1 protein-coding gene (only partly in view) is annotated in these 16,027 nt (G+C 70.8%); it reads left to right on the top strand.

The features are described 5' to 3' along the window. Positions 1-15,913, top strand: partial view of a histidine-type phosphatase gene (locus ACFFNX_RS02740; protein ID WP_378194499.1) — the end only. Its footprint begins 25,259 nt before the window's first position; 15,913 of the gene's 41,172 nt are visible here — the last part of the coding sequence; its start codon lies beyond the left edge, outside the window; the stop codon is at positions 15,911-15,913. Positions 15,914-16,027 lie beyond the last annotated feature (114 nt).

Genomic DNA, 16,027 nt, shown 5'->3' with positions numbered 1-16,027 from the left:
GATCGCCCGCTTCCCGCAATCGGCCTACGAGACCCTCGCCGCGTGGCGGTTCGCCGGGTTCGGCGACGATCCGGCCCATGAGGTTCCGGAGGAGATCCTCGACGGCGAGGCGGCCGACCTGTACCACTGGCTCGACGTGACCTTCGCGCCGCGCGACCTGACGAGCGACCGGGCGCTGCTGGCCGACCTGGTGCCGCCGCACCAGGCCCTGAGCGCCGGATCGCACGAGTCGGGCCCGCCCCTCCCGGTCCACTCGGCACCGCACGCGCCGCAGGATCTGCGGCCGGCCTCCGGCGTTCCGGTGTCGGAGGCCTACGCGTTCGATCCGGCGAGGGTGATGAGCTGGACTCACCGGGTGCTGCGGGCCGCGCAGAGGTCCGTCGGCATGTACCGGTGGACGAGGTCGGGGCCCAACCCCCGCCAGGGTTTCGAAATCGGCACGGCCGCGATGCCTGGCAGGCCTGAGGAGTTCGCCCTGTGGCTGCGCGGTGAGGGACCCGCGCCGTGGTGGCGCAGCTACATGAACTGCTGGGAAGCGTTCCTGTTCACCGCGTTCTGGTCCGGAGCGGTCGACCGGCGCTGGTTGGTGGAGATACACCGGACGGCGGCCTACGCGGCGAGACTCCGGTTCAAGGCGGAGGTCGATTCCGGGGTCGACTTCAACGTCGCGGGTCCGAGGGCCCTCGACGCCTACGGGAACGTGCTCATGGACCTGATCTCCAACGGGGAGTTCACCGAGCATCGACACGATCTCCAGACCGGGTTGACGACGCCGGACATCCCCGCCGGGCATCTCGTCACCTTCGACGGCGCCAAGCACGTGGCGATGGCGCTCGGCACGCGTGACGCGCAGGGGCGTCAGGAGATACTGAACCACTGGACCTTCCCCCAGGTCTCGATGTGGGTCCACGGGCAGCAGCTGGGACCCGGGTTCCTGCAGAAGACCACGGTGGAGGAGCTGGCGGCCAAGTTCCCCACCGGTGTTCCGACCATCAGGTCCGCGCCGCCGGCGTGGCCGGTGGGCGCTTATCGCCCAGGTCCCGGAGGAACGCCGGCCAAGGTCATGGTGCCGGGCAAGAAGGTCGGCACGCCGGCGAGCGCGGACTGGCTGGACCAGCTGTCGGCCGCGCCGGTGGTCAAGGTCGAGACGCAGCGCTTCGATCCGTCGATCGGCTTCCTAAGGGCGGCGGAGTTCCCGAACGCCTCGGGCTGGGAAACGCTGGTCCGGATGAACGTCCAGCGGATTCAGGCGCAGAACGGAACCTGGGTTCGCAACCACGTGATCGCGTTGCCGGTCAAGCTGATGCCCGGCGTCGTCCCCGACGACATCGTGGCGTTGCAGCAGGCGCTGAACCGGGTGCTCGACCAGCACGTGAACCAGGGGTACGAGCTTCCGGCGTCGAAGGACCAGCTGTTCATGGCGGTGAGGCTGGTCATCGATCCCGCGCACGGTGAGGCCGTTCAGGTATGGCCGGGCCGGACCGTCGACGCTCCGGATCCAAGGGTGAAGGGGCCGACCGCCCGGACCATCGGCCTGCGTGACTTCCTCGCCGTGCTGCTGCACGAGCTGTTGCACTGGGCGGGTCTGCCGGACGAGAACGTGGACCCGCTGGCGCTGTTCCGGCGGGCCGTGGCCGGGCGCACCCTTTCGGCGATCAAGACCGACGGGATCATGGCGGGCGGCCCCTTCGACCCCTCCGACCCGATGCCGCAGCGGTATCTGCGGATCTTCGAGTCGGTGGTCGACGCGACCGCGAACCTGCTCGACCACCCGAAGAGCGTGGCAGCGCCGCGAAGCGCCGCCACCGGTGTCGTCGAACAGCGCGGCGGCGGTGCCGAGGCGGTGGCCGCCGTGCCGGTGTACCAGGTCCTCGGGCGGCGGGACGAGATCCCGTCGCACCCCGCCCCGCTCGCGCCGGGCGGGGGCGAGGAGGGCGACGTCCCGAAGACCGTGCCCGATCCCCGGCCACAGCCGCCCTGGTATGCGGCGCACGGCGGGCTCGGCGACGGGCACGTGTCATCGGTGGAGGACGTGGTCGCCAGGTCGGTTCCGGGGGGCAAGGTCGCCAAGCCGGTCGACGACTGGATCGGCTCGGTGACCGCCGGGCTGGGCTCGTCGGCCGCGCGCTCGGTGCGCAAGGAGCTCGTCGCGCTGCTGACCGACAGTGATCCCAAGACCTGGGAGAAGCTGCTGCGTCACGGCAAGCTGATCGTCACCAAGGGCGTACGGGTCAAGCTCACGTTCTTCGCCAAGGAACTCGCCTACGAGCCGCCGGCCGACGTACAGGTCGACCCGGGCTACCAGGAGTACTTCAGCAAGTACGGCGACACGTCGTCCTCTGAGGGCACCTCGCGTCATGTGCGGTCCGCGAAGAACGGCTCGATCGAGCCGATCTTCTTCCTGGCGGTGCAGGGGGGCACGCAGGTCGCGCTGTCGCACGCGGGGCCGACCGGGAAGATCACGGTGGAGCGCGGGTACTCCTCCGGGCGCAGCATCGCCATGGAGGTGCAGTCCGGGAACCGGGTCATCGCCAACGCGACCCACCCCTACTCGGCCCGGATCCGGATCCGGGTCACCGTGAACCGTGAGTTCCGGCCGAGCGTGGCACTGCCCGGCAGGGCACGGCTGGCCTACCCGCAGGCGTACTCCTCCGCCGCGGAGGTGCCGGCCATGACGGAGACCGTCGAAGACGGGCACCCCGTCGTGCCCGTGGTGGATCCGGGGGTTCTGCACGGGCTGGACCACGCGGTCAACGCGGCGCTGCCCGAGGAACTGCTGATCGGGCTGGCCACGACGCTGGAGAACGAGTTCGGCCTTTCGGCCGAGGACGCCGACGTGATCGTCCAGGACGCGGCCGAGGAGTACTTCAACGAGAAGACGCTCAAGGACCGTAGTCAGTGGTGGCTCACCGACAGCTGGGTGTCGGGCGTCCTCACGAAGAAGGTGCAGTGGGCCTTCGGCAAGAAGGTGACGGACGAACTCGCGGGGAAGGCCGCGAGCGACCTCGGCGAGAAGGTGACGGGCGAACTCGCCAAGAGGGTGCCCCGCCTCTCGGAGTTCCAGGGGCATCTGGAGATCAGCGGGCAGCCGCACACGGTGCGCTATGTCACGACCACCGATGATCCGGTGTTGCTCCGCAACGACATCGCGGACACGGCCCTCATCCGGGACGGCGAGACGCACGACAGCGGTGCGAGCGTCACCCCCGGGGTCGCGCTGGGGATCGAGCTCGGCGAGCATCTGACCACCCCGACCGTCGACATACCGAAGGTGGGGTCCTCTCGTCTCCACGGGTACACCGTCGGCCGCGAGGGCCAGGCCAAGATCGCGATCATGCGGAAGGACCACCTGGTCCGTTACCGGACCGAGTACCGGTTCACGGTCGCCGTCAAGTCCAACCTGGGCGACGCCGACTTCACCGTGCCCGTGGTGGGCGAGCTGGGCATCGGCCGCGGGCACGCCACGGAGTTCGAGCGCCGGGCGCTCGGCGGGCGGCTCACCGGCTCCGGCCTGGTGACGGCCGAGGAGCTTGAGGCGCCGGTCGCCCGGCCGGCGGTGGCGCCGGAGCTGCCGGCCGGGCCCCGGACCGGGCTCGTGTCGCGGCTGATGTCGCGGTTCGCCGGCGGTACGGCCCCGCCCGAGCCGTTCGGCGAGGACGGCGTACGGGACGTCGAGGACCTGCGCCGGCTGGCCGACCAGCGGCCCGTCGAGATCGCGATACCCGGCGAGCTGTACGACGCCCTGGTGCCGGGGCTGTCGTCGGAGGCGTGGCGGGGCATGTTCGGCCACGACAACGTCACCTGGGTGCTGATGAACGCCGACCGGTCGACTCTTCTCTCGCGCGCCGAGGGGCCGGGCACGGCGCCGTGGCGGTACGTGCTGGACGACCAGGCCCGGATCAGCGGTGCCCTCTTCATGCACGAGCAGCCGGACGGCGTGCGGGAGCCGCGGGGATGGGCGCCCAACCCCGCGGCGACGTCGCCGGCGGTGGTGGTGGAGACCCACCTCTGGCACGAACCCCTGGAGCGGCCGCTGCGGACGGCCGGCATGGGCTCCATCGCCCGATTCTTGAAGGACGGTGGGACACCGCAGGTCCAGGTCACCGAGGCGTTGCGGTTGCGGCTGGAGAAGTCCGCCGAATCCGGCGCGAAGGACGCGGACCCGGTGATCCAGGTCATGCGCCTGATGATGGCGACGCGGATCCCGGTGATAGCCGCGGACGGCAGGCGCCTCGGCGGCGGAGAGGACGGCGCGCACGAGCCGGAGCAGCGGTTCGTCGTCGATGAGCACGGCAGGGTCCGCGCGGGTCTGCGGCCCTGGCACCACGTGGTGCATCCCCGCGAGCCGCTCGCGCTGGCCGCCCGGAAGGGACTGGGCAAGGGCATCGTGCGGGAGACGCCCGGCCTGGAAGAGATCTACCCGGAGCTGACGAAGGCCCTGGCACATCAGCTGCGCTCGGCCGGGGTCGAGCTCTCGGCGGACGAACGCCAGCACCTGGCGCGCACGCTGGCCATGAAGTTCGGCGTCCCGGGGGCTCGGGGCGGGTACCCGAACCTGCTCGACGTCGGCGTGAGCCACGAGATGGAGGCCGGCGGCCACATCTTCACCGCCTCGCTGGACGGAGAGCTGCGCGCCCTGCGCCGGGACCCGGTGGCCGAGAGCGATGTCACCCTCGATTCCCAGCGCAAGGGCGTCGCGTCGCTGGACGTCGAGGAAGAGAAGGGGTTGTCCGTCGGCGGCGGGTTCAACATCCGGTTCCGGTTCAAGCTGAAGAAGCTGTTCAGCATCGATCTGGACGTCCTCAGCTTCTTCGCCAAGCGCGGCTGGTCGTACAAGGTCATCGACAGCACCGGCGTCAAGGAGTACCGCCGGGACAAGACCGCCGGCGACGTCACTCGTTTCGAGTACGAGGCCGTCTACACGCTGGCCGTCACCACCCGCCGGCCGTCCGAAGGCGTCGTGTCGGCCCAGGTCCGCCGGTTCTCCGGCGACCGGTACTGGACGGCGGTGACCGTCTCTGACAAGTATCTGCCGGACAAGCCGGTCCCCGCCGACGAGGTGATCGCCTTCGGCGAGGCGACCGTGGTGAGAGGCCCGCTGGACGAGGACGGCATCAAGCGGCTGGCCGGCTCGCCCGGCCGGGAGCCGGGCACCGAGTTCGACCTGAACAAGCAGGGACTGTCCGGTATCCGGGTCACCCTGTCCGGCCTGGCGGAGATATCGACGAACCTGGCGCAGCTGGTGGCGGCGCACAACAAGACGTCGTGGGTCGGGACGAAGACCGATCCGTTCCAGCAGGTGCTCGCCAAGATCGTGCCGTCCGGCCGCCGGTACGGCGTGGCGCAGCGGATCCTGCGTACCGGCACACAGACGTTCATGGAGGCCAGCACCCCGGCCATGCTGCGTAAGCGCGGCCTGGCGATTCCGCTGCCACCGACCAAGGACGGCTGGAGGCAGGAACTGCGGATCCGGGTCCGCACCTTCAACGTTCGCTACGAGAAGACCGTCGACGGCGCCACCCTGGAGCAGTACACCGAGACGGACCCGCGCTTCGCCGAGGAGGACGGCGCGGAGAACTCGCTCGAGGCCGGCGGCGGGCCCGGCGGTGTCATCCGGCTGGGGGTTCCCAAGGAGGAAGAACAGGCGGAAGGCGGCCGGACGACCAGCCAGAAGACGAGCAACCAGATATCGGCCGGTGTCAGCGGCAGCGGTGAGGTGTCCCGGGGCAGGCACCAGGACGACCAGGGCGGCGCCCTGGATCTGAACCTGGGCACGTACTCAGGTGACAGCGAGCAGTTCCGGGCCGAGCCGGTGTACACGATGGAGTACCGGCGCTGGCGCGACGGGCGCCGTAGAGGGTGGCGCCGGATCACACACTCGGGCTCTCGCCCGCGGGTCTCCTACCGCGCCACGCGGCACGCGAGGATCTCCGGAGGGTTCGAGTTCCTCGTCCCCTATGTACGCGCGGTCGACCACGGCCTCTCCGTCCGCGACGATGTCCCGGTCAAGCAGGACGAACGCCGCCATGTTCACCCGGACCTCGCCATGGCGGCCGCGTATGTCGAGAAGGTCAACGCCGAAGACCTCGTCGACGCCATCGAGAACCTCCTCGGCGACGACCTCGAACCGGAGATGCTGCTCGCGGTGGAGACGGTCTTCTCCGAGGACGCCGTCCGCGCCCAGTTCCCGATGGCGCGCAGGGCCGCGATCCACCAGATCTTCAACAGCCCCGCGAAGTTCTGGCGGGAACGCGGCCTCTGGGAGTACCTGAAGATCCCCGCGCAGCTGGAAGGCACGCTGCACACCGGCATCAGGGTCACGTTCGAGGAGCAGTCGGTCACGTACGAACGGCCCCGGCCCGACGTCAAGGTGACCATGGGCGGGCAGGGCTTCGTGCAGAAGGGCAAGGGCCGCAGCCGCGGTCGCGCCTACCAGGGGGGTGCCTTCTTCCACGGGCGGTGGGCCACCGCGCCGAAGGGCTTCCGGCCGGCCGGCGGCGGGACCGTCCAGTACACGGGCAGGCACAAGACGACGGTCGGCGCGACCAGGGTCGCACGCGACATCCGCCGCGCCACCGCCAAGGACACCTCCCAGGAGTTCGCTCACCAGGGCACCTTCCGCGTGGAGGTGTTCCACCACTACTCGCCGAACGAGCTCTTCCGCCGGGCCGGGCAGCTCATCGGGATCGCACCGAGCCTCGTGGAGGTCTTCACCCACGGGCAGAGCCGGCGCCTGTGGCAGCGCGTGTTCCCGCCGACCCGCCCATCGGCCGCGACGACGCGGATCCCCGGCCGGGCGGCGGTCCTCGTACCCACCCATCTGACCACCACCGCCCCCTCGGCCGTTCCGGCTGCCCCGGCCGTTCCGGCCAGGCCGGCGCGGGTGGCCATCACGCGCACACCCGCCCCGCCCGTCTCTCCGCTGGCCGAGGTGCTCGCCGAGCACGTACAGGCGCTGTCGATGCCCGGAGCCGACCAGCTACCGCTGTGGGCTCCGGCCGCCGCCATCCCCGGGCGCCGGATCGACCACGAGGCGGTGGCGAAGGGCATCCCGCCGATCGTCGAGGACTTCGAGCCGACCCGGCAGGACGGCCTCACCGCGGACATCGCCCTCACCGAGGAGAACCTCAAGGCCAACATCGATCCGCTCCTGCGCGCCGCGTTCAGCCCGCCGCTGCTGAACGGCGAACACCTGACCGTTCAGCTGGTGCCCACCCGGGGGCGCTGGGTGCACCGCGGCGGGTACACCGCCCTCAACTTCCCCGAGGAGGCCGAGGAGCCGGAGCGCGAGACCGAGCTGAGCGGCGGCTGGACCCGCGGTCTCGAGTTCGACCTCGGTCACAAGTTCGGCAAGCCGATGCAGGAGGGCGCGGACCAGTCCTTGATCGACCCCGGGTCGTCGCGCGACCGGGGCCGCGAGAACGTTCGCGTCCAGAAGAACTCCACCGGCGACTACGTCGAGTCCAACCGGCAGCGCGACGGCGACTTCGACTACTACGTCTTCGACGCCGAGTACCACATCACGGGCCCGCGCAGTCACCACGTCGTGGTCACCGTCCCGGACGGCTTCTTCGGCATGCTCCCGGCCACCGTGGTGCGGCGACTGATCGACGACCGGGCCCTGGACGTCGAGCCGCCTCCGCTGGACGAGGACCGGCTGCCCGCCGAGTGGGCCCGGGAGGGCACACTCCCGCCCGAGGCCACCGCGCACATCCTCCAGCAGGCCGGCGGGGCGAGCGCGCTGCGCGACCGGACGCTGCGGCTCTGGACCAGGGTCGAGCACCTGACGCCGGCCACCGCGGCGGCGCGGCGGCTGAGCACCCAGACCGGCGTCCCGGTCGAGCTGCTCATCCGCGAGGACGACGGCTCGATCAGCCGGTACCCGGTGACGAGCACCGTCGAGTCGCCCGGCGGCCATGCCACGAAGACCCCGTACGTGCCACAGCAGGATCCGCGGACGTACGAGCAGCCGCCGCCGGGGTTCACCCCCGTGTTCACCCAGAGCGTCTTCCGGCACGGCTCGCGCGCCGCAGCCGGTAGCAAGGACGGGGACCGGATCCTGCGGCTGTGGGACCTGGCCGTCGGCGAAGGCGCCCTGACCCGGGACGGCGAGAAACTCGGCCCGCAGGTACGGTCGCTGCTCGGCGCGATGGAGAACGTCGGGTACGGCAACCTCAGCGGCCGGGGCAGGCGGGAACTGCGGGACGCCGCGGCGCGGATGCGTCAGCGCCTTCCCGACCTGTTCACGGGGATCGCCGAGAGGTCCGAGCGGATCGAGGTCGTCACCTCGGGCAAGGACCGGACGATCGAGAGCGGCGACGTCTTCACCGAGGCTCTCGCCGTCGGTGACCCGGCCCTGCGACCACTCGTCGACCCGGCCAGGACCGACCGCGACCTGCTCCACTTCCAGAAGTCCGCGGGGAGCGCCGACTACCGGGCCTACCTCGCCACCGACGAGCGCCTCACGGCCCGGCTGCAGGAGATCAGGGAGCAGCCGGACGTCCGTGATGCGGCTCGCGACGTGCTGCTGAAGATCTTCACTCCGGCGTTCGTGGATCGGATCTTCGCGGGGGAGTTCTCCTCCGCCGGCACCGCCACGGGCCTCGACGCGGCCCAGTCGGTGTACGAGCTCTACAGCATCGCTCCGGGGATGAGCGACGAGGGCACCTGGTACCTGGACCGGTACGTCACTCCGCACGACGCGTCCCTGCTGGCCTACCTGAGCGACGCGACCACCTTCTACCGGCGAGGGCCGGGCTTCGCGGACAGCGACATCACCCACAAGATGGCGAATGTCCTGCTCGACGACTTCTTCGCCAAGATCGAGGCCAAGCGGGCGGGGACCCTTGACGTGGGCGCCGAGCTGCGCTTCGCCCACGCGCAGGTGATCATTCCGTTCGCCGCCCTGCTGGGCCTGCCGGGCAGCGAGAGGCCGGTGACACCGGGGCGGCCGTACTCCTACGCCGACAACCCCTGGCGGGGTGAGTCCGTGTCGCCGATGGCGGCGAACGTTCAGTGGGACGTGTTCCAGAACGGCGACACGTACCTGGTGCGGATGCTCCACAACGAGAAGGAGATCCCCTTCGGGCGGGGCGCCGAGCCGGTGTCGGAGAACAGCATGTTCTACGACCTGGACGAGTTGCTGCGCGCCTACGGCCGGACGCCGGTCCGCGCGCGGGACACCGAGCCGCCGGCGCCGGCGAAGGGGGTCCGGCGGCCCGATGAGACGGAGGGCGGCGAACTCGCGAAGATCGCCGATCCGAAACCGGCCGGCGGGCGTGCCCGGCTCGGCGCCGGCACCCTGGCCCCGCAGGACCACGATGACCTGCAGATCCTGCCCGCCCCGCCCGAAGAGCCACGGCAGGCCGGGACGGACGACGACACGGTCGGCGTGAGAACGCCCGCGGCGACGTTGAACCGGAGCGAACTGGACGACCTGTGGAGTGGCGTGCGCCGGGTGCTGCGGGGCGCCGGTCTGCCGCCCGACGGGGATCAGGCCGCGGCGCTGCGGGCGCAACTGCCCGAGCGGTACGCGGCGCTGGGCCCGTGGCAGCGGGCGAACGGGATGCGCGCCGCGGGCGAGGTGATCGCACAGATCCACCTCACCCGATCGAGCTGGGGCCTGGGAGGCACGGGACCCGGCGCGACGGCCGATCGTCCCTTCTTCGCCGGGCCGGACGATGCGGAGTACTTCGTCTACACGCAGCTGCCGGTGCCGGAGATCACCGTTGTGCCCGCGGACGACGAGGCCGGTCGGGGCTACGACGAGATCGGCGTTCCGGCCGTTCACATCGGCGGATCGGCTTCGGGCCGGCCCCGGCCCGGCCCCCTCGATGATCTGGCGGAGCTGGAACCGTATGTGACCTCGCCGACGCCGCCGCGTCCCCCGCTCCGCTTCTCCGACGTCGTGGCGGCGGAGGACGTGTGGAAGTACATCATCGAGGCACGGCATCACGCCGCGGCGCTCGCCGAGCTCCCGTCAGATCCCGGCCATTTTTACGACAACGACAAATCGCCCGGCTATCGGGCGGCGATGCTTCGCGCATTCGACGCGGTCTTCGACCGCGAAGGCCTGGTCCACCTCGACTGGAACACCTACAACCACCTTCACGACCTGGTCACCGGTGGTGTGGAGGGAGACTTCCAGCGTAACGGCGTCGGCACCAGTATGGGGCGCTTCCCCCTGAGCGCCACCGGGCCAGCGCCGGACATCCTCGATGAGGTCATCGGCGGCCGGCGCCTGATCTCCTCCTACGAGCAGGTCCGGATGAGGATCGAGGCGGGTGCGGACGTCGGCTCCCTGACCGTCTACCAACGCCACGTCACCGGTAGGACGTATGTCTACACGCTTTACGAGTCCGCCGAGACGCCGGCGCTGGTCGATGAGGTCCTGGACAGATTCCGCGCGGAGGTCTCCGCGGCGACCACGGACTTCGATCGTCTGATCGCGATCAGCCGGACGATCCGCACCTTGCACGTCCTGCACTCGTACGCCGACGGAAACGGCCGGCTCAACCTCCACGTGCTGTTGCCGCATCTGCTCCTGCAGCATGGCTTCCACCCGGTGATCAGCGGCGACCTTCACGCGCTCTTCAACGGCGGCTACTCCCTCCATCAGATCGTCGCCGTCCTCCTGCGCGGACAGCCCTGGGCCGGGGATCGGGGACGCCTCTACGGGGCGCCCACGCCACCGCGGCCGGACGTGACGACCTTCGTGCCCAAGGACGCGTCGCCCGAGGACCTGGTCCGCGTCCGGTACCTGGAGGAGTCCCTCCGGTACGAGGGGCGGCTCGCCGACTACCTGTCAGAGGACGAGCGGGTCACGGCGTACATCGGCGAACTCGTCAAGACCCTCTGGGACCGCACGCCTGAGGCGTCGCGCCCGATGTACGGCACGGACAACGAGTGGGACGCCGGCCGGGTCGGGAAGTCCGTCGAAGAGCTGCAACGGGTCGTGGACTCCGGCAACCTCCGCGAGCGGATGACCTTCCTGTTCAACGGCGTGGCCAGCGGCATGTTGCCCAAGCTCCTGAGAGGGAGCGAGCTCATGGCTTCGGAGATCGACTCCGAGCGCACGCAGCGCGTGGACACTCCGGCCCGCGTCCACTACGTGAAGCGGCTGGAGGAGATCAGCGCGTCGGACCTGTCGCCGGCCGAGAAGGACGCGGCCATCGTGGAGGAGCAGAAGATCCTCCACACGACCCAGAAGGCGTCGCAGGTCCGGCCCCCGCTCAGCGACGTCGAGCGGGCGCTGATCGGTGAGGGCGAAGAGCTGCCGTGGATCCCGGCCAGCCACAACAGCGAACTGCCGATCTTTACGAGCGAGTTCGCGCAGAGCTCGAAGGCGACCGGTGGCCTGGTGGACACCGGCACGTCGGGTTCGGCGTACAAGATCGCCTACAACCTCAAGGGGATCACCCGGTGGCGTGGCGTGCGGGAGCTCGACCACGGGCTCCTTCGCGCGGCCCTGTTCGCCGTGATGCGGTCGCAGAGACACCACAGCTTCCACGAGCTGATGCTCGGCTACGAAGTCGCCCTGAAGGAACGCAGGCACGACGACCCGGCGCTGAAGTATGTGGACGGGTGGCGCCGGTACCGGCACTTCGCCCCGTTCAGCGAGGACGAGCTGCGACGGAACGTGGCCTATGAGGGCAGGTTCCCCGACGAGCACGCGCAGGATCTGCTCGACCACTACTCGGCCGAGCAGAGGGAGGCGCTGACCCATCTGTTCTCCTCCCCGGACCCGCTGTCGACGTCGACCTCTACCGCGGGCCCGGCGGCGGCCAGGGCGAACCTGGACTACCGGTTCCCGAGGCTGTCGGACTGGCCGGCGTCCTTCACCGACGAGGCGGACCGGCTGGCCGCGATGGAGCCTTCGGCGCGGCAGCAGGAACTGGAGGCGATGTCCCAGCCGCAGCGGGAGACTCTGGCGAGGAGCCGCGAGTTCGTCTCCCGGCTGCGGCGGTCGGTGCTCCCGGAGGAGTTCACGGACGCGGCGGCGCGGCTGATGCTCCACGTGCCGCCGGACGCGGAGCAGCCGGCGACGACCCGTCACCAGGCGCACACCGTCATGGCCCGAATGCTGAAGAACGCCCCGGACGCGGCCGAGGAGATGCTCAAGGCGGACGTCCGGATGTTCATCCTGCCGAGGAACGAGCCGCTGACCCGCTACGGACCCTGGCGTCACCTGGTCGGCAAGGTGAACAACGGTGTACCGGCCGAGCTCGCCCGGGGGGTGCAGGGCGGTCCCACGGCCGCGGCGAACGAGGAGGGCCTCATCGGCGAGTGGGCCTACATCGGCCTCACCTCGCCCGACGGTTACGGCACCCTCCCGCACGAGTTCGCGCATCTCCTCTGGGCGTACGGACTGACGCGGGACGTCAGGGACCGCATCGAGGCCGTCTTCGCCCGGAAGTGGAACGACCCGGACGCCAGATGGCCGGACGGGGACCTGTACAACCCCCGGCGGCCGAACATGACCAACTACGGGTCCACGAGGGTCGAGGAGTACTTCTCGCAGGCCGTCGACGCCTTCTTCAAGGCCAACGCCGGCCTCGACCCGAACACCGAGCTGCGACGTCTCAACGGCCCCGACGAGCTCCACGACAACGACCTGGAGACCTTCCAGCTCATGCGGGAGGTCTTCGGCGCGGCCGGGGATCACTTCGAGTCGAACCCGCTCTACCGCACCGGCGCGCAGAACGAGATCTACCGGAGGTTCCGGCAGTTCCTGGGCGCGGTGGAGGAGGGCACATCCGCTCGCCACCAGTCCGCATACGACGCGAGGACCTGGGACATCGTCCGTGCGGACTACGAGCGTGCCCTGTCCACGGCGCTGGCCCAGGACCCGCGCCTGATCGGTGTCGTCCGCGAGGCGAACCGCAGCCTGTTCGCCCGGCTCAGCAGCCGGATGGACCCCGAGAAGGTCGCCCGGAGCTTCACGGGCGGGCGACCGGCGGCCGAGCTGGAACGCCGCCTCGCCGACGACGCGGGCTGGTCGCTGCACGACCTGATGGCCGACTTCCGCTCGGTGATCCAGGCTCACCGCGACGACCTGGGCTGGCAGCATCACAAGCGCCCGTTCCCGCTCCGAGCCGATGACTGGCTCGACCACCAGATCGAGCGCGGCTACCGGCCCGGTCGGCGGCTGTCCCAGAACGCCGACTGGGTCTTCCGGGTCTACCGGCACCTCGACTTCCCCCCGGACCAGCGCGCCCTGTTCCTCCGCGCGGCGATCGCCGACAACGTCGCCTCTCTGTACGAGACTCTCGCGGCGTGGCGCCACGTCGGGCTCGGCGACCACCCCGCGCACGAGGTGCCCGAGGAGGTGCTGGAGACCGAGGCGGCCACCCTGTACGAGTCGGTCGACGTGACCTTCGCCCCGCGTGCGAGCACCACCGACCCGGACCTGCTCGCCCGGCTGACCGTGCCGCACATGAGCGGGTGGTCGCAGACCAGGCTCGGCCCGGAGGGGATCCGGCAGGAGATCCCCTGGCTGTCCAAGATCAATCCGTTGTACGCCAAGGGCGCGGACTTCCTCACGAACTGCCTGCTCACGGGCATCGGTCTGCACCTCACCCTCGAAGAGATGCGGCTGCACCCGGAGCGGGATCCCGCCCGGCAGGCCTACTACCAGGTGCCGCCGGAAGCCGCCGCGCCGTACGAGCACCTGGCGAACCTCGACAGGGGCGACCCGATCGACGTGGCCGGCTACAAGGCCATCGAGGACGCGCTGAAGGACAGGCCGGGCGCGCACGGCATGGTCCTCATCGGCATGCACGGCACGGACGTCGACCACATCGTCGGCGCCGTCAACCTCAAGGGCAAGGTCTACTTCGTCGACGCGCAGACGGGCGCCGACGCGGACCTGCCACTGAACTTCCGCAGCCTGCAGTTCCTGCCCATGAGCGGGAACCTCCCGCGCGAGGCCGTTCAGCCGGCCGCGATCCCGTGGCCGCGCGGGAACCGCATCGGTGCGCGGCCCGAGAACACCGGCGACCACACCGGCACGGAGCCGGAGGGCGACGACACCGACTTCGTCGAGTCTCTGCCCTGGGGCAACGTGAGCCAGGACGACGCGGACGCCCGTTATCCGTTCCCCGGCGGGGGCCGGCGGCTGGGGCAGGGCACCGGCAAGGGGATCAAGGGCTTCGGCGAGACGGAGCGGGCCACGTGGGCGAAGAACCACGAGACCTCCCTGGCGCGGACCGACGGCGAGGGGGAGAAGCGCGCCGAGGCTCCGCAGACCCGGCGCGGCCCCGGGTACGAACGTCCGGCGACGGTGGACGATCCGACGAGGTCGGCCGGGACGGGCGAGCCGGTGGTGGGGTCGGCGTTCGATCGTCCGGGTGTGAGGTTGGGTGAGGAGCCCGGGGATGAGGTCGTGGTCGAGCCGGAGGGTTCCTCTGATGGTGAGGTGATGTCCTCTGGGCGGCGTCGGAGTGGTCCGGGGTACGACCGTCCGATGACCGTCGATGACCCCGCGGAGCCGGTGGTGGGGTCGGGTGAGCCGGTTACGGCGTTCGATCGTCCGGGTGTGAGGTTGGGTGAGGAGCCCGGCGATGAGGTCGTGGTCGAGCCGGGGGAGTCCTCTGATGGTGAGGTGACGTCTTCTGGGCGGCGTCGGAGTGGTCCGGGGTACGACCGTCCGATGACCGTCGATGACCCGGAGCCGGTGGTGGGGTCGGGTGAGCCGGTTACGGCGTTCGATCGTCCGGGTGTGAGGTTGGGTGAGGAGCCCGGGGACGAGGTCGTGGTCGAGCCGGAGGGCTCCCCCGGCGGTGAGGTGACGTCTTCTGAGGGGCGTCGGAGTGGTCCGGGATACGACCGCCCGATGACCGTCGACGACCTCCCGGAGGAGCCTGCGGAGGAGTCGGCGTTCGAGCGTCCGTCCCAGCCGGGCACGGGCTTCAACGGTAGACCGATGACCGTCAACGATCCGCCGACGCCGCCCAGGCCCGAGCCGAAGCGTGATCCGTTCGATGGCCCCGGCCAGGCGCTGGGCAGGGGCGACGGCAAGGGCAAGGGCATCAAGGGCCTGAGCGACGAGATCCGCGAGGAGTCCGCGAAGAAGCGGGCCGAGCTCGGGAAGCCGACGGTGAAGCCACCACGGCCGGCGGCGAAGCCCAACATCCACACCTTCAGCGAGTTGACCGACGCGCGGGGCGAGGGGAGCCACCAGTCCTCCGGCGGCGGCACGTTGCAGTCGCGGTCCGGCGACGGCACCTTCACCCTGCTCGAGAAGCCGTCCGAGACGACGCCCCAGCCCAAGACCGGTACGGATTCGGCCACCGTCAGCCCCGAGCCCCCGGCCGAGTCGGTCACGGAGCCGCCCGCCAAGCCCGTCACGGGGCCGCCTGCCAAGCCTGTCACGGAGCCGTCCGCCAAACCCGTCGTCGAGCCGCCCGCCGAGTCCCCGGCCGAGCGGCCGCCCGCGGTCCGGCGGACCGTCACCGAGGCGGAGTCCATCTCGGAGCCGGAGACCGAGCCGCCGCCCGGGAAGAGCCGGGGCACCGTGCGGAGGACTCCGGAGACCACCACCCCGCCGACCGCTCTCGGCCGGGCACGGGAGTACCTCGCCGACCTGCCCGAGGAGCAGCGTGCGGAGGTGCTGCGGGAGTCGCAGGCGATCGTGGCCGACCTGACCGGCCGGATGCCGTCGGAGCAGGACCCCGGCGGCCGCGTGACGCGCCTCGACCGTGCGCGGCTGCTGGTCGCGGAGGAGCTCGCCCGATCCAGCCATACGAACGCCGGGGCCCTGGCCCGGCGGCTCCAGGCCCCCCTCCGGTCCGCGTCTCACGCTTCGCCCGCCCGAGTCTCCCCTGGACCTCGACCGTGCCCGTACGACACTGGGCGAGCTGCCGGAGGAGCGCCGTGGGGAGGTGATGGCCGAGTCCGTCGCCATCGTCGGTGACCTGGGCGGCCAGGTGCCGTCGGCGCACGATCCCGGCGGTGAGGTGTCGGCGGTCGATCGGGCGGGGCTGCTGGTGGCGGCGGAGATCGCGCGGTCGGGCCAGGCGGCCGGTTC

Source organism: Actinoallomurus acaciae (assembly GCF_042429965.1).
Taxonomy (GTDB): domain Bacteria; phylum Actinomycetota; class Actinomycetes; order Streptosporangiales; family Streptosporangiaceae; genus Actinoallomurus; species Actinoallomurus acaciae.
The sequence above is the reverse complement of the archived record's forward strand: the minus strand, read 5'-3'. Positions and strand labels throughout refer to the sequence as shown.